This window comes from Deinococcus actinosclerus (genome assembly GCF_001507665.1).
GTDB classification, from domain to species: Bacteria; Deinococcota; Deinococci; order Deinococcales; family Deinococcaceae; genus Deinococcus; species Deinococcus actinosclerus.
On sequence record NZ_CP013910.1, the window covers coordinates 2,903,326 to 2,927,417 of the forward strand.

22 protein-coding genes and 1 pseudogene are annotated in these 24,092 nt (G+C 70.9%); 12 read left to right on the top strand and 11 right to left on the bottom strand.

The window, feature by feature from the left end:
• Positions 1-28: 28 nt before the first annotated feature.
• Positions 29-1,273 (bottom strand): MFS transporter, encoded by a 1,245-nt coding sequence (locus tag AUC44_RS14270; protein ID WP_062159314.1) that lies wholly within the window; start codon positions 1,271-1,273, stop codon positions 29-31.
• A gap of 50 nt (positions 1,274-1,323) precedes the next feature.
• Between AUC44_RS14270 and AUC44_RS14275 the strand changes: the two genes are divergently transcribed.
• The 3 genes from AUC44_RS14275 (at position 1,324) to AUC44_RS14285 (ending at position 3,469) form a co-directional block, all read left to right on the top strand.
• Positions 1,324-2,226, top strand: coding sequence for an MBL fold metallo-hydrolase (locus AUC44_RS14275; protein ID WP_062159315.1), 903 nt, complete (start codon positions 1,324-1,326; stop codon positions 2,224-2,226).
• A 48-nt stretch (positions 2,227-2,274) separates the two neighbouring features.
• Positions 2,275-2,892 (top strand): Dps family protein, encoded by a 618-nt coding sequence (locus AUC44_RS14280; RefSeq protein WP_062159316.1) that lies wholly within the window; start codon positions 2,275-2,277, stop codon positions 2,890-2,892.
• Positions 2,893-2,977: 85 nt separating this feature from the next.
• Complete coding sequence (locus tag AUC44_RS14285; RefSeq protein WP_062159317.1) at positions 2,978-3,469, top strand: DUF4385 domain-containing protein; 492 nt, start codon at positions 2,978-2,980, stop codon at positions 3,467-3,469.
• Positions 3,470-3,502: 33 nt separating this feature from the next.
• Here AUC44_RS14285 and mobA read toward each other — a convergent pair whose 3' ends face one another.
• Together mobA and AUC44_RS14295 are read right to left on the bottom strand one after the other, a co-directional pair.
• Positions 3,503-4,069, bottom strand: a complete 567-nt coding sequence (gene mobA, locus AUC44_RS14290; RefSeq protein ID WP_062159318.1) for a molybdenum cofactor guanylyltransferase — start codon at positions 4,067-4,069, stop codon at positions 3,503-3,505.
• Entirely contained in the window at positions 4,066-5,511 is a 1,446-nt protein-coding gene (locus tag AUC44_RS14295) for an aldehyde dehydrogenase family protein (RefSeq protein WP_062159319.1), read from the bottom strand. Before AUC44_RS14295 ends, mobA begins: the two co-directional genes overlap by 4 nt.
• 191 nt (positions 5,512-5,702) lie before the next feature.
• Between AUC44_RS14295 and AUC44_RS14300 the strand changes: the two genes are divergently transcribed.
• The gene (locus tag AUC44_RS14300; protein WP_062159320.1) at positions 5,703-6,140 is read left to right on the top strand and encodes a hypothetical protein; all 438 of its coding nucleotides are present in this window, start codon (positions 5,703-5,705) and stop codon (positions 6,138-6,140) included.
• Positions 6,141-6,219: 79 nt separating this feature from the next.
• Here the strand turns inward: AUC44_RS14300 and AUC44_RS14305 are convergent, their stop codons facing one another.
• The 4 genes from AUC44_RS14305 to AUC44_RS14320 form a co-directional block, all read right to left on the bottom strand.
• Positions 6,220-7,371, bottom strand: coding sequence for a prepilin peptidase (locus tag AUC44_RS14305; RefSeq protein ID WP_157445392.1), 1,152 nt, complete (start codon positions 7,369-7,371; stop codon positions 6,220-6,222).
• Positions 7,372-7,449: 78 nt separating this feature from the next.
• Positions 7,450-7,959: a transcription initiation factor IIE subunit alpha family protein gene (locus tag AUC44_RS14310; protein WP_062159322.1), complete on the bottom strand. Its 510-nt coding sequence runs from the start codon at positions 7,957-7,959 to the stop codon at positions 7,450-7,452.
• Positions 7,960-8,090: 131 nt separating this feature from the next.
• The gene (gene rimO / locus AUC44_RS14315) at positions 8,091-9,581 is read right to left on the bottom strand and encodes a 30S ribosomal protein S12 methylthiotransferase RimO (protein ID WP_062159878.1); all 1,491 of its coding nucleotides are present in this window, start codon (positions 9,579-9,581) and stop codon (positions 8,091-8,093) included.
• A gap of 108 nt (positions 9,582-9,689) precedes the next feature.
• Positions 9,690-11,567, bottom strand: a complete 1,878-nt coding sequence (locus AUC44_RS14320; RefSeq protein ID WP_062159323.1) for an alpha/beta hydrolase — start codon at positions 11,565-11,567, stop codon at positions 9,690-9,692.
• 218 nt (positions 11,568-11,785) lie between these two features.
• On the opposite strand from AUC44_RS14320, the gene minD reads away from it, so the two are divergent.
• From minD to AUC44_RS14350, 6 genes are all read left to right on the top strand, one after another.
• On the top strand, positions 11,786-12,586 hold the full coding sequence (gene minD, locus AUC44_RS14325) for a septum site-determining protein MinD (RefSeq protein WP_062159324.1): 801 nt from the start codon (positions 11,786-11,788) through the stop codon (positions 12,584-12,586).
• Between the two features lies 1 nt (position 12,587).
• Entirely contained in the window at positions 12,588-12,842 is a 255-nt protein-coding gene (gene minE, locus AUC44_RS14330) for a cell division topological specificity factor MinE (protein ID WP_062159325.1), read from the top strand.
• Between the two features lie 159 nt (positions 12,843-13,001).
• Positions 13,002-14,069, top strand: a complete 1,068-nt coding sequence (locus AUC44_RS14335) for an FtsW/RodA/SpoVE family cell cycle protein (protein WP_062159326.1) — start codon at positions 13,002-13,004, stop codon at positions 14,067-14,069.
• 47 nt (positions 14,070-14,116) lie between these two features.
• Complete coding sequence (locus AUC44_RS14340; RefSeq protein WP_062159327.1) at positions 14,117-14,683, top strand: dihydrofolate reductase family protein; 567 nt, start codon at positions 14,117-14,119, stop codon at positions 14,681-14,683.
• A gap of 50 nt (positions 14,684-14,733) precedes the next feature.
• Entirely contained in the window at positions 14,734-15,786 is a 1,053-nt protein-coding gene (locus AUC44_RS14345) for a GGDEF domain-containing protein (RefSeq protein WP_062159328.1), read from the top strand.
• 145 nt (positions 15,787-15,931) lie between these two features.
• Entirely contained in the window at positions 15,932-16,876 is a 945-nt protein-coding gene (locus AUC44_RS14350; protein ID WP_062159329.1) for an aldo/keto reductase family protein, read from the top strand.
• Positions 16,877-16,934: 58 nt separating this feature from the next.
• On the opposite strand, the gene AUC44_RS14355 is transcribed toward AUC44_RS14350, so the two are convergent.
• The 4 genes from AUC44_RS14355 to AUC44_RS14370 form a co-directional block, all read right to left on the bottom strand.
• Positions 16,935-18,104 carry a DUF885 domain-containing protein gene (locus AUC44_RS14355; RefSeq protein WP_062159330.1) on the bottom strand — a complete coding sequence of 390 codons (1,170 nt, stop codon included), beginning with the start codon at positions 18,102-18,104 and terminating at the stop codon, positions 16,935-16,937.
• Between the two features lie 125 nt (positions 18,105-18,229).
• Positions 18,230-19,558, bottom strand: coding sequence for a S41 family peptidase (locus AUC44_RS14360; RefSeq protein ID WP_062159331.1), 1,329 nt, complete (start codon positions 19,556-19,558; stop codon positions 18,230-18,232).
• A 152-nt stretch (positions 19,559-19,710) separates the two neighbouring features.
• Positions 19,711-20,796 (bottom strand): M20/M25/M40 family metallo-hydrolase, encoded by a 1,086-nt coding sequence (locus tag AUC44_RS14365; protein ID WP_062159332.1) that lies wholly within the window; start codon positions 20,794-20,796, stop codon positions 19,711-19,713.
• Positions 20,797-20,925: 129 nt separating this feature from the next.
• Positions 20,926-21,351, bottom strand: coding sequence for a hypothetical protein (locus AUC44_RS14370; RefSeq protein ID WP_062159333.1), 426 nt, complete (start codon positions 21,349-21,351; stop codon positions 20,926-20,928).
• Positions 21,352-21,597: 246 nt separating this feature from the next.
• Here AUC44_RS14370 and AUC44_RS14375 point away from each other — a divergent pair, with 246 nt between their 5' ends.
• Both AUC44_RS14375 and purC read left to right on the top strand, forming a co-directional pair.
• Positions 21,598-23,025 carry a DR2241 family protein gene (locus AUC44_RS14375; RefSeq protein ID WP_062159334.1) on the top strand — a complete coding sequence of 476 codons (1,428 nt, stop codon included), beginning with the start codon at positions 21,598-21,600 and terminating at the stop codon, positions 23,023-23,025.
• Between the two features lie 316 nt (positions 23,026-23,341).
• Positions 23,342-24,066 (top strand): annotated as a pseudogene (purC, locus tag AUC44_RS14380) (phosphoribosylaminoimidazolesuccinocarboxamide synthase).
• Positions 24,067-24,092: the final 26 nt, after the last annotated feature.

A 24,092-nucleotide genomic window follows, 5' to 3' on the forward strand; every position in this document is an offset into this window, starting at 1 on the left:
GACCAATTCTCCTCAAAGAAACTGGGAATCAGGCTGCGTCAGCGGGAGCCTCGTCCAGGCCGCGCAGCGCCCAGCGCAGGCCCAGGGCGGTCAGCACGCCGATGGCCGCCAGGGTGACCCACGGCAGCGCCGGGAAGCCCAGCTGCGCGCCCGTGTCCACCAGCGCGCCGCCCAGGACGCTGCCCACCGCGCCGCCCACACCCAGGCTGATGGCGGAAAAGCCGAAGTAACTGCCGATCAATGCGGGCGGCGCGAAGCGGGCGGTCAGGGTCTGCTGGGTGGGGTACACGGTCATGGTGCCCAGCGAGTACAGCGCCACGCACGCCAGCAGCGCCGGGAAGGTGGTCGCGACGCTCATCAGGCCCAGGCTCAGGCCCACCAGGGCCACCGCCACCACCAGCGCCGTGCGGGTCGGCAGGTACCGTTCCACGGCGCGCAGCAGCGGGTACTGGAGGATCACGGCCATCCCGGCGGACAGGCCGTACAGCGGGCCGGTCGCGCCGGTCCCGGCCAGCGCGATGGCCTTCAGGGTGACCGCCACGTTGATCTGCGTGCTCAGGATGAAGTACCCGATCAGGACCAGCGTGAAGCGCCGGAAACGCGTATCGAGCGCCGCCACCCGCAGCCCGTCCAGGCTGCGGCCCGCGCCGCGCTGGGGGCGCAGGTGCGGGAGCGTCACCGCCAGCACCAGCGCCGCCAAGAGGTACACGCTGGCCGCCGCCAGCGCCGCCGAACGGAACCCCAGGCCCAGCAGCGCCGCGCCGATCAGCGGCCCCGTCACCATCCCGGCGTTCCCGGACAGGCTGGTCAGGCTGAACATCCGCGTGCGGTGTTCCTCACGCGTGACCTGCGTGATCGCGGCGCTCTTGGGCGCGTCGAACAGCCCGCCGCCCACCCCGGCCAGCACCGCCGCCGCGAGCAGCACGCCCAGCGAGTCCGCGAAGCCCATCCACGCGAAGCCCGCCGTGCGCAGCAGGCACCCCGCCAGGATGAGCGGTTTCGGCCCCAGCCGGTCCGACCACGCCCCGCCGAACACCGTCAGGCCCTGCTGCGTCAGCTGCCGCAGGCCCAGCACCAGCCCCACGCTCGCGGCACTCCAGCCCAGCCCGCCCCCCGCCGCAGGCCCACTGAAGTGCACGGTGACCAGCGGAATCACCGCGAAGAACCCGCCCCACATCAGGAAGTTCGACGCGATCAGTCCCGCCTGCGCCGCCGACACCCGGAACGGCGCGGGCGGCGGCGCAGACGGAATCACGGACACGGGCGCACTCACGCCGCGCAGGCTACACCCGGCCCGCGCGCACCGGGGGTACGCTGTCCCGCATGAGCAGCCTGTCTCCCCTGGCCCCCGGTGTTCACTTCCTGCCGGGCGCGGTGAATTCGCTGGTGCTGGAGGACGGGCGGGGTGGGGCGCTGCTGGTGGATACCGGGCTGGACGACGGGCACGCCCGGAAACTGCTGCGCGGCCTGACCGAGCTGAACCTGACGCCGACCGGGATCCTGAACACGCACAGTCACGCGGACCATCACGGGGGGAACGCGTTCATCCTGAAGAAATTTCCGGAGATGAAGGTGTTCGCGCCGCCGCTGGAGGATGCGATCATCACGCACCCGATCCTCGAACCCATCGGGCTGTTCGGCGCGCGGCCCCCGAAGGAGTTGCAGTCGAAGTTCCTGCTCGCGCCGCCCAGTCCGGCGCGGCTGGCCCCCGAGCCGGGGCTGACCCGGATCGGCGGGGTGAGCCTGGAACTGATCGAGGTGGCGGGGCACGCGAGCCTGATGTACGCGGTGCGGGTGGGCGGCGCACTGTACGCGGCGGACGCGCTGTTCGGGCCGGGGGCGCTGGCGAAGCATCCGCTGGTGTTCTGCCAGGATTCGGCGCTTCAGAAGGAGGCGGCGGCGCGGCTGGGTGAACTGGAGGGCGTGGAGGTGACCCTGCCGGGGCACGGTGACCCGACCGGGGACCTGCCGGGGCTGGTCGCCGCGAACCTGGCGGCGCTGGAGCGCGTGACGGACGCGGTGCGCGCGGCGGTGCGCGTAGGTGAGGCGGGGGTGGATGACCTGCTGGCCCGCGTGTGCGACGCGCTGGGCGTGCAGATGACGAACGCGGGCGCGGTGGTGCTGAACCGCGCGGTGGTCAGCGCCCACCTGACCGAGCTGCTCGAACGGGGCGAGGTGGGCCTGCGGGTCGCGGGGAACCGGCTGGTGTTCTTCCCGGAAGCGTAAAGGTTTCCCGTATGGGCGGGCGTGGGGGCGCGGGGGTACGGTGACCGCATGACCAAGAAGAGCAAGGCCGCCCCGAAGAAAGCTGACACCAAGGCCACGAGTGACGGCAAGGCCTCGACCGGCAAGGCCAGCGGCGCCGCGAAGGCCGACGCGGCGCACCTGAGCACCACGAACAACGCGCTCGTGGACCACGCCTACCTGTCCGAATCCGAGTTCGGGACGGTCGCGGAGACGTTGCAGCGCAACCTCGCCACGACGATCAGCCTGTACCTGAAGTTCAAGAAGTACCACTGGGACATCCGTGGCCGCTTCTTCCGCGACCTGCACCTCGCGTACGACGAGTTCATCGAGGAGATCTTCCCCGGTATCGACGAGCAGGCCGAGCGGCTGGTCGCGCTGGGCGGCAGTCCCATTGCCGCGCCGAGCGACATCGAACGATTCAGCACCGTGAAGGTCCCCACCGAGACCGTGCGTGACGCCCGCACGCAGGTGGCGGATCTGGTGGCCGACCTGACCCGCGTCGGCAAGGGCTACCGGGACGACAGCCAGACGGTGGACGACGCGAACGATCCCGCGACCGCCGACATGTACAACGGGTACGCGGCGACCATCGACAAGATCCGCTGGATGCTCCAGGCGATCATGGACGACGACCGGATGAACTGACGCCCGCCCGTCAGGGCCGAGCGAAGCGAGAGAGGCGCGAGGCCGCCGGGCCGTCCCGGTGGCCTTTTCGTCCTCAGGAGGACCGGTGCCGAAATTCGATTACTCCCTGAATTACGCGGAACTGGACCTGCGCGCGCGTCCGGAGCTGTACCGGGTGGGCGTGGGGGAGCAGGGCGTTCTGCTGGTGCAGCCGTACAAGTCCGAGATCCTGCCGCACTGGCGCTTCGCGACGCCGGAGGTGGCCCGCGAGAGCAGCGAGGCGATCTACGGGATGTTCCTGGCGTACCTGGGGGCGGGGGATTTCGTGGGAGCGGACATGGCCCGGAAGTTCCTGCAGATGGGCTTCACGCGCGCGCGGCGGTACGCGAATCACCGGGGCGGCAAGAAGTACGAGGGGCCGGTCCCGGAGGACAAGAAGGGCCAGAGTGGCGCGCATGGCCGTCCCGAGCGGCCCCGTGATCCGGAGGACCCGGTGAAGGCCGAGTCGGCGCATATTTTCAAGGCGAAGTGGGAGGAGGCGGAGGCGAACGTGAAGTACGCCCGCCTGAAGCGGGAGCATAAGGCGCGCTTCGGGTAGCGCACATCGGGTCGCAGAGTCCAGCAGCAGCGTTCAGCGGGTGCCGGGCAGGTCGGCGGGCGTGTTCACGTTGCGCAGCAGGGCCGGGTCCAGCCCGGACACGTGGCGGACCTGCTCAGCCGGTACGGCGAAGCGCAGGCGGCGTTCGCCCGCGTCGAGTAGCCCGGTGACGTGGGCGCGCAGGCTGGTGTGGTACAGCGCGGCGAGCGGCTGGGGGCGCCTCAACCCGTCGAGGGCCTGCACGCCGAGCACGCCGGGCGCGCGGGCGGCGAGCAGCGTCTCCCAGTACGCGCGGGTCAGGCAGGGCAGGTCCACGCCGGTGAAGGCCACCCAGCCGTCCGGGGCGGCGTGCAGCGCGGCCTCCAGCGCGGCCAGGGGGCCCTCGCCGGGGCGGGTGTCGGGCGTGACGCGCCAGCCGGGCACCTGATACCGCCCTTCCGGGGCGATGATCAGGCGTCCGGCGGCGGTCTCCAGGGGCGCGCAGGCGCACGCCAGCAGCGTGCGGCCCTGCCACGTCACGAGGGCCTTGTCGCTCCCGAAGCGGCTGGAGCGGCCCCCGGCGGTGACGACGCCGGTCACGTCGGCCCAGGCGTCGGTCATTCGCGCGGGCCGCTCTGGCGTTCAAGCAGGCGCAGCGCCCACGCGACCAGGCGGGGACCGGGGCGGCCGTAGGGGGGGTACAGGAAGCGGACGGGGCTGCGGGCGGGTTCGGTCAGGACGGCGCGTTCGTGGCTGAAGGCGCGGAAGCCGTGCTCGCCGTGGTAGCTGCCCATGCCGCTGGGGCCGACGCCGCCGAAGGGCAGGTGCGGGTTGCTGAGGTGCACGACGGTGCCGTTCACGACCATGCCGCCGCTGGTGGTCTCCTGCTGCACGCGGCGGGTCACGGCGTCGTCGCCGCTGAACAGGTACAGGGCCAGGGGAGCGTCCAGGCGGCGAATCAGGTTCAGGGCGTCGTCCAGCGAGCGGTAGGTCAGGACCGGGAGGACCGGGCCGAACAGTTCCTCCTGCATCAGCGGCATGTCGGGCGTCACGTCGGTCACGACGGTCGGTGAGATGAAGCGCTCGGCGGGGCTGAACTCGCCGCCCAGCACGATGCGCGCGCCCATCTGCACACTCTGGCGGGTCAGGGTGTGCAGCCGCTCGACGCTGGCGGCGTCCACCAGGCGGCCGTAGTCGGGGCCGGCCCGCAGCCACGCGCGGTCGCCGTAGCGGCGGGCGATGACCTCGTCCAGGCGCAGGATCAGCGCGTCCCGCTGCGCCTCGGGCACCAGGGCGTAGTCCGGGGCCACGCAGGTCTGCCCGGCGTTGAGCAGCTTGCCCCACGCGATCCGTTCGGCGCTCAGGTCGAGGTCGGCGCTGCGGTCGATCAGGGCGGGACTCTTGCCGCCCAGTTCGAGCGTGACGCTGGTCAGGTTGGCGCTCGCGGCGCGCATGACGTACTTCCCGACGGCGGTGCTGCCCGTGAAGAAGATGTGGTCGAAGGGCAGTTCGGTCAGGGCGCGCGCGGTGTCCGCGTCACCCTCGACAACCGCGACCAGCGCCGGGTCGAAGGTGGCCTCCAGCAGCTCGCGCAGCGCGCGGGCCACGTTCGGGGCCTTCTCGCTGGGTTTCAGGATGACGGTGTTCCCGGCCGCGAGGCTGGCGACCAGCGGCGCCAGGGCGAGGTTCACGGGGTAGTTCCAGGGGCTGAGGACCAGCGTGACGCCGCGCGCCTGCGGCTGGATCTCGCTGCGCGCACCCGCCAGCACCACGGGGGTGTCCACGCGGCGGGGGGCCATCCAGCGCGGCAGGCGGCGGATGGCGTGCTGGATCTCCTCCAGGACAGGGTGCAGTTCGGTGACCTCGGCCTCGGCGCGGCTCTTGCCCAGGTCGGCGCGCAGCGCGTCGGCCAGCTGCGCGCGGCGGGCCCTGACCGCGTCGTGCAGGCGGCGCAGGATCGCCTGCCGCTGCGCCGGGGTGCTCTGCGCGGCCGTCCAGCGGTGCGCGCGCTGACGCTTGAACAGCGCCTGGAGGTCGGTGGGGAGCGGCTGGGTCTGCGTCATGGTCGCACCTCGCGAACTGGGAACGGGCCGGAAACCGGGATGGGTTGAACCCAGTATAAGTCTGCACTCACCCTTCAGCCGACCTTCAGGCACCCGTCACAAAGGGATCAACCTGACACTCTGCGCGGCCCGCTCAGGCACAGACTGCCCGAGTTCACCGCTGTTCAATTCATTCCACCGGAGGTCACCCCATGAAGAAGACCCTGCTCGTGTCCGCCCTGTCCCTCGCCCTGGGTTCCTGCGCCATGATGTACGCCCCCATGTCCTACACCCTGGCCAAGCAGCCGGCAGGCGGCGCGCTGAACTCCAGCGGCAACGTCACCGTCAAGCGTGACGGCATGACCGTCATGACGAACGCCATGGTCAGCGGCCTGGCCCCGAACACCTACTACGTTGCGCACTACCACGTGCAGGGCACCGCCAGCACCGATCCGTGCAGCAGCGGCGGCGCGCCCATCATGAGCAGCATGATCGTCGGCCAGAGTGACGCCATGGGCATGCTGACCCTCTCGGGCAGCGTGGCCGCCGCCGACGTCATGAACGCCACGTACTTCAACATCCACACCGCCAAGGACGCCAGCGGCGCCCCGGCCGACGCCGGCGTGACCTGCACCAGCGTCAAGATGTAACAGCAGCGGATGGCAGATAGCACCTGGCGGAGGCCCGGTCACGGCACCTCCGCCAGCTGCCTTTCGCCATTTGCCTCTCCTACAGTCCCAGCATCGCGCGGTAACTGCCGATCAGCGAGGCGCCCCACAGCAGGGCCACCACGGCGCCCAGCGCGAGGAACGGCCCGAACTTCACGCGGTTCTCGCTGCGCAGGGCGAGCTGCGCCACCCCGAAGATCGCCCCGGCGAACACCGCGACGACCAGCGCCAGCAGCAGCCGCTCCCAGCCCAGGAACGCGCCGATCACGGCGGCCAGTTTCACGTCCCCGAAACCCATCGCGCTGGCGTCCACCTGCGTGTCGTCCGCCGCGCCGTCGTCCTCGCGGTGGCGGCGCCAGTGGAGCCACCAGTACACGCCGCAGGCGAGCGACACCGCCCCGGCGGCCGCAAGTGCGCCCTGCACCATCAGGATCATGCCGGGGCCGTACCCGGCGCTACCCAGCATCACGCTGACGAGCAGGCCGCCCAGCGTGAGCAGTTCCGGCATGCGGATCACGCGGCGGGCGGCGACGTTCACCAGGGCGGACAGCAGGCCCACGCCCGCCCCCCACCACGGCCCCAGCCACGCGCCGGCCAGCAGCGCGAGGCTGATCTGCTGGTACCCGATGGGGAACTCCGGGAAGGCCCGCTCGCGGAAGCGGCGCAGCACCCACGACCCGAACTGGTTGATCGCCACGACCACCCCGGCCCCCAGCAGCGCCCCCTGCACCGCGCCCGCAAGGTCCGGAAGGCCCTCCACGCCCGCCCGCCCGTTCAGGAGGCCGAACAGCACGCCCAGCGCCACGCCGGGCAGGGTCAGTTCGTCGGGGATGGTGTAGGTGTCCAGGTCGATGGCGCTGCCGACGAGCAGGATCGTGAACAGCACCATCAGGCCCAGCGCGCCCCAGCCGACCGTCAGCGGCGGAAACAGCGCCGCGATGGCCGCGTACCCGATCCCGGTCAGGAGTTCCACCACCGGGTAGCGAGCCTTGATGGGGGCCCTGCAGTAGCGGCACTTCCCGCCCAGGCTCAGCCAGGAGAACACGGGCACGAGATCGGTGACGCCCAGGCGGTGGTCGCAGTTCGGGCAGTGGCTGGGCGGGAACGCGATGTTCTCCCCGCGCGGCAGCCGCCAGATGAGCACATTCGAGAACGAACCCACCAGCAGGCCCAGCAGCCCGGCGAAGATCACGAGAAGGACGTCAGGGGTCACCCTGGCAGTGTAGGGAACATTCATCACACGCGTCTTGCGTGCCCGCCCCGGCAGACCAGCCCGCCACCGGCCGCGCGGTCACACCCCCAGCGTGTGCAGCGCGTCCAGCCACGCGCGCAGCGGCAGCGGCACCCACGTCACCCCGTCCGGCAGGGGGGCAGGGGCGTGCGGGAGGTCCAGGCGGGCGATCTCGGCCTCCAGGGCGCGCAGGGCGGCCTCGACATCCACGTAGCCCTTCTCGCCCGGCGAGATCAGGGAGGTGCGGAGCGCGGCCCCGGCCCGTTCCAGATCGGCCCAGTTCAGGCGGTACACGTCCTCGTAGATGAACGACACCTGCGGCTGGCCCGGCACGTCGGCGGTGAAGCGCACCGGGGGCCGGCAGTCACCGTCGGTGATGCCGATGCGGGCGCCGCACCTGGAGCACGTGAAGCTGCCCACGTACCCGTAGCGGCTCCCCACGTAGCGCAGCGCCTCGGGCGGCGTGAAGCCGCAGTTCGGGCAGACCGTGAAGATCGGCGCGTCCAGCAGCCACGTACTCGGCTGCCGCCCCGTGCGGTTGCCGGGTCGATTGAAGTGCAGTCGGATCACCCCCGCAGTCTCCCCCATCCCGACGTGAGCTGAAGCCCGGAAACGGTGAAGGGGCAGGCCACCTGAGCAGCCCACCCCCTTCTATCCGCCCGGTGGAGGGCCACCGGACAGCCCGGCCACCGGAGTTCAGTTCAGTGCTTGCCGAAGTGGCCCAGCTGCGGCACGTTGGGGCGCCACTCGGGCGTCTCGACGACCTCGCCGTACAGGTCGTACTCGTCGCTGTCCTCGATGCGCACGCGGACGATGTCCCCGATCTTCACGGCTCCGGCGAAGTCGGCGGCGTACACGTACACCTGCCCGTCGATGCCGGGCGCGTCGCCCTTCGTGCGGCCGATGAGTTTCGTGCCGGGCTGGTCGTCCTCGTCGTCGTTGAACTCGTCGATGATGACGTCCATCACGGTGCCGACCTTCTCGGCGAGCTTCTCGGCGCTGATGCGCTGCGCGACCTCCATGAAGCGTGCCAGCCGCTCCTCCTTGACCTCCTGCGGCACCGCGCCGGGCAGCGCGTTCGCGTCCGCTTCCTCGACGTCGCTGTACGCGAAGGCCCCCACGCGGTCCAGGCGGGCGTCCTCCAGGAACGTCAGCAGCTCCTGGAAGTCCTCCTCGGTCTCGCCGGGAAAGCCCACGATGAACGTCGAGCGGATCACCAGTTCCGGGCAGATCTCGCGCCAGCGGCGGATGGTGTCGAGCTGCTTGCCCGCGCCGGGGCGTCGCATGGCGCGCAGCACCTTCGGGCTGGCGTGCTGCAGCGGCACGTCCAGGTAAGGGAGGATCTTGCCCTGGGCCATGAGTTCCACGATCTTCTCGACGTGCGGGTAGGGGTACACGTAGTGCATGCGCACCCACGCGCCCATCTCCCCGAGTTTCACGGCGAGGTCGGTCAGGTGCGCGCGGACCTGCTCGCCCTGGAATTCGGACTCGCGGTAGCGGACGTCCACGCCGTACGCGCTGGTGTCCTGGCTGATGATCATGAGTTCCTTCGTGCCGCCCGCGATCAATCGGAACGCCTCGTACAGCACCGCGCCCGCGTCGCGCGACACCTGCAGGCCGCGCAGCTTTGGGATGATGCAGAACGAGCAGGTGTGGTTGCAGCCCTCGGCGATCTTCACGTACGCGTAGTGACGCGGCGTGAGCTTCACGCTGGGCGCGAACACGTCCCCATGCCGGGTGTCCTCGCGCGCGGGCTGCTCCGCCCCGGCGCGCGTGCCGGGCGCGGCGACCGGCAGCAGGCCCGTGAACGCGTCCGTCTCGATGGGCAGCAGGGTGCGCACGTGCCCCATCACGTCGTCCACGGCCTCGCTTCCGGTGATCGCCGCGACCTTCGGGTGCCGCTCCATGATCTTCTCCGGGCGCTCGCCCAGGCAGCCGGTCACGATGACCTTCCCGGTCGCGTCCAGCGCCTCCCCGATCGCGTTCAGGGACTCCTCCACGGCGGGCGTGATGAACCCACACGTGTTCACGATCACCGCGTCGGCGTCCTCGTAGCTGGGCGCGACCTCGTAGCCCTCCACGCGCAACTGCGTCAGGATCCGCTCGCTGTCCACCAGCGCCTTCGGGCACCCCAGGCTGATGAACCCCACCTTTCTTGCGCCCGCGGTGGCGGGCTTCACTGCTTCCGTCATGCTCACTCCTCGCCACGCCACACCCGCTCGGGCGGGGGCACAGCACTTCAGCCCGCCACTCTACCGTGACGGGCCGCAGGGGGTTGGAACTGGATTACAAGCGGACGGTTACTGGCAGCTCTGCACGGTCAGCTTCGCGCGCAGTTCGGGGCTCAGCGCCAGGGTCTTCGGCAGGAAGCGGCCCGCGTTCTGCGTGATGATGTGCCGGGTTTCGTTCCGGGCCGCGGTCAGGCGCTGTTCACCCAAGGTCTGGCTGCTGAGAACAGGCTGGGCGATGCAGAGCCCCCCGTTCCTGACGGTCAGCGTCTTGACCGGGACGGCCTTTTCCTCATCCCAGAGCGGCAGAGCCGTGCACGTGCTCAGCTTATCGCTCGGCAGCTTCCCAGTCAGGAAGTACTCGGTGATGGGGCCGTCCACGCAGGTGGTGCCGTACGGGAACGCGGCGTGCTGGGGCTCATCGTCGATCAGGATCATCTTCGCGCTGGGCGTGCTGTTCAGGGCTTCCAGCGCACCTTCCTGCGGGGTGGCAGGGTCCAGCTCGTTCTGGAGCATCAGGATGGGCGGCATGTTTTTGGGGAGCGCGGGCTGCTTGACGCTGGGGCCGCCCTTCCACTGGTAGCAGGGATTGGCGGCGTCGTACCCGCCGATCAGGGGGTACTGCTCGGCGTCCTGCCGGCCCTTGGCGCGGGCCTGCTCCAGGGTGCTGGTCCAGGGGGTGTCGTTACAGGTGATGGCCGTGAAGGTCGAGGACGAGGCGTCCAGTTCGACCGGGAAGGGCGCCGGGTTCAGCTGCGACTCGCGGATCATCAGCAGGAACTGAGCGTTCTGCGCGGCCTTGGCATTCATGTCGGGATCGTCGAAGTAGGTGGCCTGGGCCGCCAGACTCATCAGTTCGTCCGAGGTGGCGTCCGGGTGGGCCTTGATCAGCGCGTCGAGGACAACGGTGGTCTTGAGCAGTTCGCCTGCGAAGGGGTACGCGTCACGCTGGTAGAGGAACTGCGCGATGATGTTGCCCATGACGCTGCGCAGCGGCTCAGCCAGCCTGTTCTGCGCGGCGTACACCTCGGCGCCCGTGCCGCCCAGCCCGAAGGTGGCGTTCTGACGGGCGAGGTAGGGAGCCATCGCGTCGCGGAAGTCGCGTTCGAACGCGGCGGGTTGCAAGCCGAAGGCGTGCTCCATGGTCGTGTTCCAGGACATGTTGCCGTCCAGGAGCATGCGGCCGGTCTGCTGCGGGAACAGCTTGGCGTACCACGAGCCCAGCCACGTGCCGTACGAGTACCCGATGTAGTTCAGTTTCGCGTCGCCCATCAGCTGCCGCGCGAGGTTCAGGTCACGGGCGGTGGCGTCGGTGTTGATCAGGGGAGTCAGCGGATTTTTCTGGCAGGCCAGGGCCAGCAGGCGGCCCTGACGTTTCATGGCCTCGAAATTCGCGTCGCTCTGGTCGGTGGTGGGCGGGTTGATGGGAGCGGCGAACTCGTTGGTGCCGCAGTTCAGTCGGCTGCTGGCGCCCACGCCCCGCGGGGAGAAACCGATCAGGTCGTACTGCTGGGTCATGGCCTTGAGTTGCGTGGCGTTCTTGGACGGGTTCCAGTCACTGGCCCACTGGTAGGCGAACAGCGGGGCGAAGATCAGGCCGTCGCCACCGGGGCCGCCGGGGTTGAAGAAGATCGCGCCCTGGCGTTTGGCGGTGTCGCTGGCGGCCACGCGGATCAGTGCGAAGCTGGCGGTTCCGGCAGCGGGATTGCTCCAGTTGGCGGGCACGCGAACGTCGGCGCAGGTGAGGCGGCCCGCGATACTGGGATCATTCAGGATGCCCTGCACGTCCGGGCTCTGGCTGTCCATTCCCAGGATGGTGGGGTCGCAGGTCGTCCAGTTCAGGGTCTGGCTGGTAAAGGGCTTCAGGTCGTCCACTTCGGGCGTCTGGGGGGGTGTGCAGGCGACGAGGGTGGTCGTCAGGGTCAGCAGGGCGAGGGCAGTTGTTCTCATGGTGGTGCCTCCGGTGCGTTCAGATCAGGGTCTTCATGGAACGTGTACGGCACGCTCACGCGGTGACCCGGCCGGAGCGTAACAACTGCCACCGCTCCGGCGCGTCCTGAACTGACTTGACTTTCAGCTGCGGTCATGGTGCGGGCCGGGGACGCCGCCCCATGCGCCGCACAGGTCGGTGCACACCCCCTCATGCACTCGCGCTACACTGCCGGAACATGAATGCCAAGGTGATTGTCGTCACGTCCGGGAAGGGGGGCGTGGGCAAAACCACGACCACCGCGAATATTGGAGCGGCGCTGGCCAAGCTGGGCGAGAAGGTCGCCGTCATCGACGTGGACGTGGGTCTGCGCAACCTCGACGTGGTGATGGGCCTGGAGTCGCGCGTGGTGTTCGACCTCGTGGACGTGCTGGAAGGCAAGTGCCGCATGAGTCAGGCGCTGATCCGGGACAAGCGCGTGGAGAACCTGTACCTGCTGCCCGCGTCCCAGACGCGTGACAAGGACGCCCTGGACCCCGAGGTGTTCAAGGGCGTGGTGCGGGATCTGGTGGAGCAGGAGGGCTTCTCGCGCATCCTGATCGACTCCCCGGCGGGCATCGAGTCGGGCTTCAAGACGGCCGCCGCGCCGGCCGAGGGGGCGCTGGTCGTGGTGAACCCCGAGGTCTCCAGCGTGCGTGACGCCGACCGGATCATCGGGCTGCTCGAAGCGCAGCAGGTCAATGAGATCCGGCTGGTGATCAACCGCCTGCGGCCGAAGATGGTCGCGAGCGGCAACATGCTCTCCGAGGCGGACATCCTGGACATCCTGGGCGTGAAACCGATCGGGATCATCCCGGAGGACGAGGGGATCATCGTGAGCACGAACGTCGGTGAGCCGGCGGTGCTGGGCAAGACGAAGGCCGGGGAGGCGTTCATGGCGACCGCGCGGCGCCTGAAGGGCGAGGACGTGCCGTACCCGAAGTTCGAGGAGGACCGGGGGTTCCTGGCGGCGCTGCGCCGACTGTTCGGGGGGGCCTGACGTGTTTTCCTGGATGAAGCGCGGCCGGACGAAGGAGACGCTGAAAGACCGTCTGGAGCTGGTGCTGGCGTATGACCGGGCGCAGATTCCGCCCGGCAAGGTGGACGCGCTGCGCAACGACCTGCTGGAGGTCGTGCGGCGCTACTTCCCGGCGGGGAACAGCAGCGTGGAGGTCGAGCAGCGCGGCGACATGGTCGTGCTGATGGCGAACATCCCGCTGGACGAGCCGCCCGCTCCGGGTGGGCGCAGCCGCTGAGGGCGGGTGCGGGGACGGAGGCCTGGGCTGCGGCTCAGGCCTCCGTCCGTTGAGCCGGGGCCGGCCCGCGCAGATGAGAACCGGGTCAGCGGCTCTTAGGATTTTCTGGCTCCATGCGCCTACCCTGGGTGGCGTGACCTGCCCCGCCCGGAGTTCTGCGTGAAGTACGACCTGCGTTTCCCGATGATCATCGCGCTGCTGCTGCTCGCAGGTCTGCTGACGGTCAGCACGGCGGCCCTGTCCCCGCGCGTCTCGGAAGGGATCTTCGTGAAGCAGATGCTGGGCGTGCTGCTGGCTGCCGTGCCGCTGGGGGCGCTGTGGTGGGCGGGGCGCGACCGCATCTACCGCTTCGCGCCGCACCTGTTCGGACTGGCGCTGCTGCTCCAGGCGAGTACGTTCGTGATCGGCAAGGAGGTGAACGGGCAGAAGAACTGGATCATGCTGGGGCCCATCCAGTTCCAGCCGCTGGAACTCACGAAACTGGCCCTGATCCTGATGCTGGCGCTGGTGCTGCGCGGCGGTTTCAAGGGCCTGCCCACGTACGCGCGGGCGCTGGCGGTGTTCCTGCCGGCGGTCGGTCTGGTGGTCGTGAACGATTTCGGCGGGGCGATGGTGCTGAGCGTGATGTTCGGCGTGATGCTGCTGGCGGCGCGCATCCCGTGGTGGCACGCGGCGCTGGCGGTGCTGGCCGTGAGCGTGGCGGTGCCGACCGTGCTGTTTCCGCACCTGGAGCCGTACCAGCAAAAGCGCCTGACGATCTTCGTGAATCCGTATCAGGATCCGCGCGGGGCGGGCTATCAGGTGATCCAGAGCATCATCGCGGTCGGCTCGGGCGGGGTGGAGGGCAAGGGGTACAAGCAGGGCAGCCAGTCGCACAACGGCTTCCTGCCCGAGGCGCACACGGACTTCGCGTTCAGTACCTGGGCGGAGGAGCAGGGGCTGGTGGGCGCGCTGGGCGTGCTGCTGCTGTACGGGGGGCTGTTCTGGGGGCTGGCCGGCATGGCCGCGCAGTCGCCCCGGTTGCAGGATCAGGTGCTGTTCGCGGGCATCCTGGGGCAGATCGGTTTCCAGGTGATCGAGAACATCGGCGCGGCGCTGAGCGTGTTGCCGCTGACGGGCATCACGCTGCCGCTGATCAGTTACGGCCTGAGCAGTCTGGTCTCGACCCTGACGACGCTGGGCGTGGCGTACGTGGTGTACCGCGACCGGTTCGACGGGCAGATCTGAGCCGCGCGCCGGGCGGGCCGGCACCGGGGGCCGGGTAGGCTGGAGGCATGACGACCTTTCGGGTGTTCATCGCCACCAGCCTGGACGGATTCATCGCGCGGCCCGACGGGCGGCTGGACTGGCTGCCGGGGGCGGCGCCGGACGGGGTGCCCGCGCCGGCGGGTGAGGATCACGGGTTCGAGGCGTTCATGGCGGGTACCGAGGTGATCGTGATGGGCCGCGCGACCTTCGGGGCGGTGCGGGACTTCCGGCCGTGGCCCTACGCGGGCAGGCGGCTGCTGGTCCTGAGCCGCACCCTGACCGGCGCGGACGTGCCGGAGGCGCTGCGGGCCGAGGTGACGGTGCATCCGGGACCGCCGGAGGTGCTGGCCGCCGAGTTGCGGGCGCAGGGGGTGGGCGGCGTCTACGTGGACGGCGGGCAGACCGTGCAGGCGTTCCTGCGCGCCGGCCTGATCGGGGAGCTGATCGTCACGCGCGTGCCGGTGCTGCTGGGGCAGGGCAAGCCCCTGTTCGGCGCGCTGGCCGGCGACGTGTGGTGGGATCATCAGGGCACGCGGGCCTTCCCGTCGGGACTGGTGCAGGATCGGTACCGCCGGCGGCCGGCGGGACGCTGAGGAGGTCCACCGTCAGGCACCTGTGAGAGTCGAGGGTGCCCAATAGGGGCATGACGCCGCGCCTGCCTCCCCTGTCCGGCACGGACCGTGACCCGGTGAAGTTCTGGGTGCTGGTGATGTTCTTCGGGGCCGGGGTGGGGCTGGCGGCGCTGGGCCTGCTGCTGCCCGGGGGGCCGGGGGCGCGGCCTGACCTGGGGCGGGCGCTGATGCTGGGCAACGGGATCGGCAGTCTGGGGGCGCTGGCGCTGCTGTGGCGGGCGCGGCGCCGGCCGCCGCTGAGACGCTTCGATCTGCCGCTGCTGCTGCTGGCGCAGGTCTGCACCCTGGGGGGCGTGCTGGGCGAGACGTTCCTGTTCGGCTCGCAGTTTTCCAGCATGACGCAGCTGTGGGTGACGGTCTTCGCCGCCGGGTTCCTGCCCCGGCGACTGGTGTGGGCGCAGCAGCTGCTCGGGCTGGCGAGCGTCACGCTGATGGTGTGGGTGCGCACCCGGTACGGCCTGAACCCGCCGCACCTGTGGGTCGTGGAGGTGATCGTCACGGCGCTGCCGGTGCTGCTGACCGGGGTGGCCGTGGCGTACTTCCGGGGGGTGGCCGAGCAGGAGGCCTGGGCACTGGAGCAGGCCGGGCGCACCGATCCGCTGACCGGGCTGGGCAACCGGCGCGCGCTGTTCGAGACGTTCGGGGCCCGGCAGTCCGGCGCGGCGGGCCGGACCGGGCTGGTCATGCTGGACATCGACCACTTCAAGGACGTGAACGACCGCTACGGACATGCCGAGGGCGACCGCGTGATCCGGGTGCTGGCCGACGTGATGCGGGAGCACGCGGTCCCCGGCGATCTGCTCACGCGGCACGGCGGCGAGGAGTTCGTGTGGGTGACGGCGGCCAGCGGCGAGGAGGCGCTGCTGGCGCGGGTCAATGCCCTGCGGGAGGCGTTTGCGCAGCGGGTGGAGGTGCTGGGCGTGACCGTCAGTGCCGGTGTGGCCGTGACCGCCCGGCCGCTGGCGGACCCGGCGGCCCTGCTGCCGGATCTGCTGCGCCGGGCGGACGCGGCGCTGTATGGGGCCAAGGCGGCGGGGCGGGATCAGGCGCGGCTGGCGTCCTGAACGGCCGCCCTGGCCTGGAGACAGGACCACCGGGCGTGTCCATGCGGTCGGGCAATTCCACAGACCGGGCACATCGTGATGAGCCTTTCTTTATGAAATCTCCATCTGACCTGCCGCGAATGCTTTAAGAGATAAAGTGTCGCGCATGGAATACCGGAACCTCGGCAGGAGTGGTCTGAAGGTCAGTGAAGTCGCCCTGGGCGGCTGGGAAACCTACGGCATCAACCAGGACGCCTCGGCGATGGTGCGCGAGATCGTCACCGCCGCGTACGAGGGTGGCGTGAACTTCTTCGATCAGGCCGACATCTACGCCAAGGGCCGCAGCGAGGAACTCATGGGCGCCGCCCTCAAGGAGTTCCCCCGCCACACGCTGGTCATCAGCTCGAAGGTCTACTGGCCCATGAGTGACGACGTGAACGACCGTGGCCTGAGCCGCAAGCACATTCTGCACAGCATCGACGGGAGCCTCAGGCGCCTGGGCACCGATCACCTCGACATCTACTTCGCGCACCGCTACGACCCGGACGTGCCCATGGAAGAGATCGTCATGGCCTTCGATCAGGTCATCCGGGACGGCAAGGCGCTGTACTGGGGCACGAGCATGTGGCCCGCGGCGCGCATCGCGCAGGCGGTCGAGTTCGCGAAGGCCAACGGCCTGCACGCGCCCGTCACCGAGCAGCCCGAGTACTCCATGATCCGCCGCGACCGCGTCGAGGGCGAGATCCTGCCCTACACCGAGGAGGCGGGCGTGGGTCTGGTCGTCTGGAGCCCCCTGGCGATGGGTCTGCTGACCGGCAAGTACGACGCGGGCAAGCCCGAGGGCGCGCGCCTGACCGAGAAGGAGAACTGGGGCAAGAACTTCCTCACGGAGGAGAACATCCAGAAGGTGCGCGACCTGAAACAGGTTGCGGACGACCTGGGCATCACGCGCGCGCAGCTGGCCCTGGCCTGGATCCTGCGCCAGAAGGGCGTGAGCAGCGTCATTACGGGGGCAACGAAGGTCCAGCAGATCGAGGACACCGTGAAGGCCGCCGGCGTGCGCCTGAGCAGCGACGTGATCGAGCAGATCGAGAGCATCCTCAAGCGCTGATCTGCGCGGGGCGGGGGGAGGGCGAGGCGCAGGTCTCCCCTCCCCCTGCCCGCGCTGGTCAGGCGCGCAGCTGGCCGGGCGTGACGGGTTCGCGCAGCAGCCGCGCGTAGGCGCCTGCGCCGCCCCGGTCGAGTTCCGCACCCACGAGGTCCCCACCGACCGAATAGGTGAAGATGTACGCGCGGAAGTTCGGATTCTGGATGAAGCGCAGGGACTGCGCGGCGCGGGCGTCGCTGGCCAGCGCGTAGGTGCGCAGGAAGTCCAGCACCCCGGCCTCTGGGGCGCCGTCGGCGTGCAGGCGCATGGCGGCCTCGCCGCTCACGCCGGCCAGGGCCTTCTTGATGCGGCTGGCGGCCAGGAACGTGCGGATGTCCTCGGGGTCCACGCCCGCCAGCTCGGCGAGGTCGCCGGTCAGCCACGCCTCCAGTTCCTCACGGGTCATCACGGCGCGCAGGGCGTTCACGGCGATGCCCTCGGACACCACGCATTCCGGCGCGTTGATGAGCTGGATGCTGTGCTCGTGCCAGCCGCGCTCCCGCACCAGCCGGGCTTCCTTGGTGGCGTGCTCGGTGTGGTGGCCGGGGTAACCCTCGTGCGCCATCAGGTCGGGCAGGGCGGGCAGCAGCACCGGAAGGTCGGTGTTGATATCGATGCGGCTACGCAGGTTCCCCAGCGGCCAGTTGTACCCGCTCCAGGGCTTGTCGGTCACGAGTTCGATGCTGAAGTCCTCGCCGCCGGGCAGGCCGAAGCGCCCCGAGACGCGGGCGCGCAGTTCGGCCAGGATCGGCTCCGCCACGCGCAGGATCTCGCCGCGCGGCACGGCCAGCCGGGCGCGCAGGGCCTCCTCGCGCTCGCGCAGGGGGCCGCTGCCGGGCAGCGTGGCGTCCAGTTCGGCCAGCGCAGCGTCCAGCTCGCCCAGGTCGGCGCGGCGCGGTTCGATGTCGTACAGGCCGCGCACCTCGTCGGCGTAGGGGATCGCCTCGCCGGACAGCAGGCGGGTCATGGTGTGCATGGCGCGCACCTGCACCTCCAGCCACGCGCGCCGCTCGGGTTCGGGCACGCCCGCCACGTCCGCCAGGAGGGCCTGCGCCTCGTCCCGCAGCGCCTGCGGGTCGCGTTTCTCCCGCACGGCCCAGTCCTGCGGGCCGCCGTACCCGTCGATGAAGCCCTCGGAGTGCGCGTCGATGGCGTGGGCCAGCCGCACGTAGCGTTCTGCGATGTCGCTCATGCCCCGGAGGATAGGCCCTGCGCGGGGTCCGGGGCGCGCGGCGCGTCCGGCATCGCGGGGCAGCCGCCACCAGACGCGGCGGCGCGGCCCCGCCAGCAACGTGGGGCCGCGCCGACTGCCGGGGGTCAGGGCCGCCCGAAGGGGTTCAGGCCCAGGGTCGGCGCGCCGCTCAGGGCGTCCACCCCGGCGCTCAGGAGGCTGTCCACGCCGCGCGTGAGTTCGCGGGTGGTGGCCTCGCCCTGCTCGCGCACCACGTCCGGCGTGACACTCACCGGGTAGGGGGTGCCGTCGGGCTTGGCGTAGTGCAGGATGGTCAGTTGCAGCGCTCCCTCGCCCACCGGGAAGACGCGGGTGGCGGTGTTGCCCACCCCGGCGGTCTGCTCGCCCAGGACCGGGCCGCGCCGGGCGTACTGGATCTCGAACGCGAAGAACTCGCTGCACGAGGCGCTCCCCTCGTCCACGAGCACGGCCATCGGCCCGCTCCAGAGGTTCGGGTTGCGGACGCTGCCCGCCAGCCGCCCGTCCTCCAGGCGGGTCCCGCGACTCACGACCGTGCGGGCGTTCCCGTCGGCGCTGCGGGCCAGCCGGGTCAGGTTGGGCACGAAGGCGCTCACGGCGCTGTCGCACTCGGCGAGGCTCCCGCCGGTGTTGCCGCGCAGGTCCACGATCACGCCGCTCGCGCCGCGCGCCTGGGCCTGCCCGACCAGATCGTGCACGCGCTGCGCGACCCCACCGCCCGACAGGAAGGTCGGAATGCGGATCACGGCCGCCTCACCGGTTCCCGCAGGCACGAAACTCAGGCGCGGCAGGTCCACGGTGCTGCTCTCACGCGCGGTGATCGTCAGATTCAGGGGCTGACCCAGTCGCTCGGCGCCCAGGGTGATGGTCTGGCCCTGCTCGCGCGCCGCGCGGAGGTTGTCGTAGGTGTACGCCTTCCCGTCGATGGTGAGCAGCACGTCCCCGCGCCGCAGCCCGGCCTCCTCGGCGGCGCTGCCGGGCACGACCTCGGTCACGACGCGGTTCTGGCCGTCCAGTGCGCCCAGTTTCACCCCGAACTGCAGCCGGCTGCCGCCCGTGACGCTGGCGCGGAAGTCGCGGTAGTCCTCGGGCGTCTGGAAGAAGGTGTGCTCGTCGCCCAGGGCGGTCAGTTCGGCCTCCAGCACCGGGTATGCCTTCGCCTCGGCGCAGGTGTCGGGCGCGGGCGCGCAGACGTTGTCGAGCCGGGTCTGGTACTCGCGGGTCAGGGCGGCGCGGTCCACGGTGGACAGCCCGCCGTACTCGTTCTGGATGAGCAGGTTGGCGCGGTTGAAGAGGTCCTGCGCGGGCGACACGACGCTCTGCGCCAGCGCGCCGGGCGCCACGCCGACACCCAGCAGCAGCGCCGTGAGGCCTGCCGTGCGCGCGGCGCGAAGGAAGGACAGGGCAGTCACCGGGCGGGCAGGTGTGGCGTTCATCGGTCCCCGTATTGTGCGCCGCACGCATGGGAATTTGGTGGGCGGCGATTGCGACGGAAGTCACAGGATTCGCCCGCCAGGACGCCAAAATCCACCCCCAGCCGGGGGCATGCTGCGCGGCGGGTCAGCGCCCGGCCCTCAGCGCCCCACCGTCAGCGGACGGGGCGGCGCTGGTACAGCTCCACCACGCGCCGCAGGAACTTCAGGCCTGGCGTCAGGCTGCTGGCCTGCACCCACTCGTCGGTGCGGTGCGCGTTCCCGCCGCGGTACACCCCGGCGGCCAGGGCCGGCAGGTCGTGCGGAACGGCGGCGTTCGCGTCGGTGCTGCTGCTCGCCACGCGCAGGTCAATGCGGCCCTCGCGGCTGGCCTCGCGCACCAGCTCCAGCAGCGCCTCGCCGCGCAGGTCGCCGCCCGGGCGGTCCCCGACCCGCTCCAGGTGCAGTTTCACGCCCGCCTCGCGCGCCGCCGCGTGCAGGGCCGCCACCGCGCGCCGGTCAAGGTCGCTCAGCACCTCGCCGTCTAGGGAGCGCAGGTCCAGGAGCAGTTCGGCGGTGCCGGCGATGGAGTTCACGCTGGTGCCGCCCGTTGCGACGCCCACGTTCAGGGTGGTGCGCGGGCTGGTGGGCAGGTACAGGGCGTACAGGGCGCTGATCGCGCGGCCCAGGGCGTGCAGGGCGCTGGGCGCCTGATCGCCCCAGGAGTGCCCGCCGGGCCCGATGAACGTGGCGCGGTAGCGGCGCACGCCCACGGCGCGGGTCACGGCGATGCCCAGGTAACCGTCCACGGCCAGGAACGCGCCCAGCTGCGCGCGGTGGGCGCGCAGCAGGTGCTTGGCGCCGCGCAGGTCCCCCAGGCCCTCCTCGCCGACGTTGGCGGCGAGCCACAGCGGGCGGCGCAGCGGGGCGGGCCGCTCGCGCAGGTCGCGCAGCAGCGCGGTCATGACGGCCAGGCTGGCGCTGTTGTCCCCCACGCCGGGCCCCACCAGCCGCCCGCCCTCCTCGCGGACGGTCACGTCGGTGTCCGCGTCGAAGACGGTGTCGAGGTGCGAGGCGAGCAGCAGCGCAGGAAGGCCCTCGGTGCCGGGCGGGGTGATCCGGGTGAGGACGTTCCCGGCCTCGTCCCGCTCGACCGCGTAGCCCAGGTCCGTCCACAGGCCCGCGATCAGGTCCGCGCGCCGCTCCTCGTGGAAGGTCGGGGCGGGGGTCTGGGCGATGCGCTTGAGGTACGTCAGGGGCATTGCGCGCCATTGTACGTGCGCCTGCCCGGGCGGATGCCCAGATCAGCGCGCCTGACAGGGGAGCGGCCCGCGCGCTCCGGCCCCTGGAGGGGCACAGGAACGCGCGGGCCTGAGGGGCGCGGTGACGGGTCAGCGGCGCAGCATGCGGCTGCCGATCATGCCGGCCAGCCCGACCAGTCCGGCCTTCACCAGGGGGCTGCTGAGCATCCCGCCGGGCGCGAAGGCCGCCTCCAGGGGGCTCTTGCCGTCCTGCGCGGGGGCCTGCGCGGTACGGGTGTAGGCGTCCACGAGGTCGTCGTCGTCGTCGTGGCGGACCTGGGTGACGGGGTTGGCGGGGCTGCGCACGATGGCGTCGCCCATCTCGCGGCGCTGCTCGGGGCTCATGCCGCCCACGTAGTCACGCAGGATCTGGCTGCGTTCCTCGGGGCTGGCCTGCTGCAGGTAGTCCTGGATGTACGCGGCGGCTTCCTGGGGGCTGACCTGCCCATCGCCGTTCGTGTCGCGGGGGTCGAGTCGGGCCATCTGCTCGTGACGGTCTTTCTGCTGGAAGAACATGCGGGTACCTCCGGGGTGGTGGGGGCGCGGGCAGCGGATCGCCGCGCGGGACGTGGGTTGAGGGGCAACGCTGCTCACGCTACCCGCCGCCGGGCGGGGCGGGCGTGAGGGGGGCCTTCAGCGGCGTTCACGCTCGCCTCTGCCGTCACGCCTGCGGCCGTCACCCCTGCTGCACCTCTGCCGCTGCCGGGCGGGGCGATCCGGTGAACACTCGCGCGGCGCGCGGGGCGCTACAGTCCGGTCTGTATGCGCTCACTGGTGCTGATTGGTCACGGGTCCCACCTGAACGGGGAATCGGCGGTCGCCGCGTACCGCTACGCGGAGCTGATCCGCGCGCGCGGCCTGTTCGACGAGGTGATTGAGGGCTACTGGAAGGAGGAACCGTCGCTGCGGCAGGTTCTCAAGACGACCGCCAGCACCGACGTGACCGTGATTCCCATGTTCATCAGCGAGGGGTACTTCACCGAGACGGTCATCCCGCGTGAACTGGGCCTGGGCCACCAGGGCCCCGTGCCGCCCGAGGGGATCGCCCGGGTGATCGGGGGGCGCACCGTGCGCTACACCCCGCCGTACGGGGTGCACCCCGGCATGGCGGACGTGATCGTCGCGCGCGCCCGCGAGGTGCTGCCCGAACTCGGCCCGGACGGCCCGGCGGACGGCGTCGAGACCGCGCTGATCGTGCTGGGGCACGGCACGACCCGCAACGAGAACAGCAGCCGCGTGATCTACGAGAACGCCGCGCGCCTGCGGGAGCGGGGGCTGTTCAGCGAGGTCCACGCCCTGTTCCTCGACGAGGAGCCGCGCGTGACCGGCTGGGCCGACCTCGTGCGCGCCCCACGCGTGGTGGTCGTGCCGTTCTTCGCCTCCGAAGGCTGGCACACCCTGGAGACCATCCCGGAGGAACTGGGCCTGAGCGGCGTGGTCACGCCCTTCCCGGACACCCCGCACGGCCCGCAGCAGGTGCACTACGCGCGGCCCGTGGGGACGCACGCGGCGGTCGCAGAGGTCATCCTGCACCTCGCGGAGGAGGCGCGCGGCGCGGGCGGCCCCGGCGGGGACACCGAACGCGGGCACGAGGCCGCGTGGCAGGCGTTCCTGACCCTCGCCCGGCGGGGCGCGCGGATCGGGGAACTGCTCGTCACGCCGGAACTGGGCGTGTTCGAGATCCGCAACGCGCTGGACGAGGGCCGCCCGGGCGGCGACCTGATGACGCTCGTCACGCCCGAGGGCGTGCGCGACCGGGTGCGCTTCACGGACGGCGGCGAGCACCGCCCGGTGCACACGCTGCGCAGCCTGCCGCGCGGCTGGCGGGCCGTGCTGAACGAGGCCGACCTGCGCCGCGCCGTGCACTACACCTACCCGGCGGTCGTGGAGGAAACGTACGCGCACGGCTGCCACGCGCTGCGCCCCACCCCCTGGGCGACCACCGCGCGGCGGCAGACGGGCATCTACGCGAAGGTGCAGCGCGCCGTGCCCGAACAGGTCGAGCGGGTCGCCGAGCGGGTGTGCGGCGGCTGCCTGCGCACGCGCCTGTGGGCGGGGGACCGGCTGACCCACTCGTTCCTCGACGGCGTGCCCGGCGGGATGCCCTGCGCGGAAGCCTGCACCTTCCTGGTCGCCGAGGTGCGCGAGGAGGTCGCGCGGAAGAAGGCCGCCGCGGCCAGCGACGACTGATCCGGACTCCGGCTGCGCACGCCTCGCCGCTGCGGCCTCGTCCAAGTCCTCTGAACACCTCCGCGTGCGCCTCATGCGGGGGTGTTACGCTGCGCAGCGGTGACCGCCCCCTCTCGGGGCGGGCATACATCTTCTCTTCCACCCGCGTCCCGTGAGACGCCCCGCACCCCACGCAACGGGAGCGGTAAGCCCGTCCGAGAGACGGCGATGGAGGCCTGCACATGCTCAGTTCTGCGACATTTCAGCGTCGCCCCGCTCTGCTTCGGGGGACGCGTTTCCTACATTCCGGGGAGCGCGCGCTCCCCACGGAGGGCGTATGACCGGTAGAGGCGAACTGAAGTACGAGGGGAAAGCCAAGCGCGTCTACGCCACCCCCGACGCGAACGAGTACGTGGTGGAGTACAAGGACGACGCGACCGCCTTCAACGGCGTCAAGAAAGCCCAGATCGGGGGGAAGGGTGCGATCAACAACGCGATCACCGCGCACCTCTTCCCACAGCTGGAAACGGCGGGCGTGCCCACGCACTTCATCCGGCAGCTGTCGGACACCGAGCAGCTCGTGCGGGCCGTGACGATCATCCCCGTGGAGGTCATCGTGCGCAACGTGGCCGCCGGGTCGTTCAGCAAACGCCTGGGCGTCGAGGAAGGCACCGAACTGTCCCGCCCGGTCGTGGAGTACTGCTACAAGAGCGACGCGCTGGGTGACCCCCTGATCAACACCGACACCGCCGTCGCGCTCGGCTGGGCCACCCCGAGCAGCTGACCCGCATCCGTGAACTGGCGTTGAACGTGCAGGCGTTCCTCGTGCCGTACTTCGCCGCGCGCGGCGTGCGCCTCATCGACTTCAAGCTGGAATTCGGCACCCTCGCGGACGGCACGGTCGTCCTGGCCGACGAGATCAGCCCCGACACCTGCCGCTTCTGGGACGCCCAGACGAACGAGAAGATGGACAAGGACCGCTTCCGCCGCGACCTCGGCGGCGTGGAAGACGCCTACGCGGAGATGCTCCGGCGCGTGACCGCACCGGGCGCGAATGGTTGAAGGTCGATGGCCGACCGCCACGATCC

Excerpts from the sequence above, each read along its gene's own strand:
- rimO (WP_062159878.1), bottom strand. The coding sequence starts at position 9,581 with ATGACGGAAGCAGTGAAGCCCGCCACCGCGGGCGCAAGAAAGGTGGGG.
- AUC44_RS14355 (WP_062159330.1), bottom strand. The coding sequence starts at position 18,104 with ATGAGCGACATCGCAGAACGCTACGTGCGGCTGGCCCACGCCATCGAC.
- AUC44_RS14275 (WP_062159315.1), top strand. The coding sequence starts at position 1,324 with ATGAGCAGCCTGTCTCCCCTGGCCCCCGGTGTTCACTTCCTGCCGGGC.
- AUC44_RS14350 (WP_062159329.1), top strand. The coding sequence starts at position 15,932 with ATGGAATACCGGAACCTCGGCAGGAGTGGTCTGAAGGTCAGTGAAGTC.
- AUC44_RS14320 (WP_062159323.1), bottom strand. The coding sequence starts at position 11,567 with ATGAGAACAACTGCCCTCGCCCTGCTGACCCTGACGACCACCCTCGTC.
- minD (WP_062159324.1), top strand. The coding sequence starts at position 11,786 with ATGAATGCCAAGGTGATTGTCGTCACGTCCGGGAAGGGGGGCGTGGGC.
- AUC44_RS14295 (WP_062159319.1), bottom strand. The coding sequence starts at position 5,511 with ATGACGCAGACCCAGCCGCTCCCCACCGACCTCCAGGCGCTGTTCAAG.
- AUC44_RS14370 (WP_062159333.1), bottom strand. The coding sequence starts at position 21,351 with ATGTTCTTCCAGCAGAAAGACCGTCACGAGCAGATGGCCCGACTCGAC.
- AUC44_RS14360 (WP_062159331.1), bottom strand. The coding sequence starts at position 19,558 with ATGAACGCCACACCTGCCCGCCCGGTGACTGCCCTGTCCTTCCTTCGC.
- AUC44_RS14365 (WP_062159332.1), bottom strand. The coding sequence starts at position 20,796 with ATGCCCCTGACGTACCTCAAGCGCATCGCCCAGACCCCCGCCCCGACC.
- AUC44_RS14340 (WP_062159327.1), top strand. The coding sequence starts at position 14,117 with ATGACGACCTTTCGGGTGTTCATCGCCACCAGCCTGGACGGATTCATC.
- mobA (WP_062159318.1), bottom strand. The coding sequence starts at position 4,069 with ATGACCGACGCCTGGGCCGACGTGACCGGCGTCGTCACCGCCGGGGGC.
- AUC44_RS14300 (WP_062159320.1), top strand. The coding sequence starts at position 5,703 with ATGAAGAAGACCCTGCTCGTGTCCGCCCTGTCCCTCGCCCTGGGTTCC.
- AUC44_RS14345 (WP_062159328.1), top strand. The coding sequence starts at position 14,734 with ATGACGCCGCGCCTGCCTCCCCTGTCCGGCACGGACCGTGACCCGGTG.
- AUC44_RS14375 (WP_062159334.1), top strand. The coding sequence starts at position 21,598 with ATGCGCTCACTGGTGCTGATTGGTCACGGGTCCCACCTGAACGGGGAA.
- AUC44_RS14280 (WP_062159316.1), top strand. The coding sequence starts at position 2,275 with ATGACCAAGAAGAGCAAGGCCGCCCCGAAGAAAGCTGACACCAAGGCC.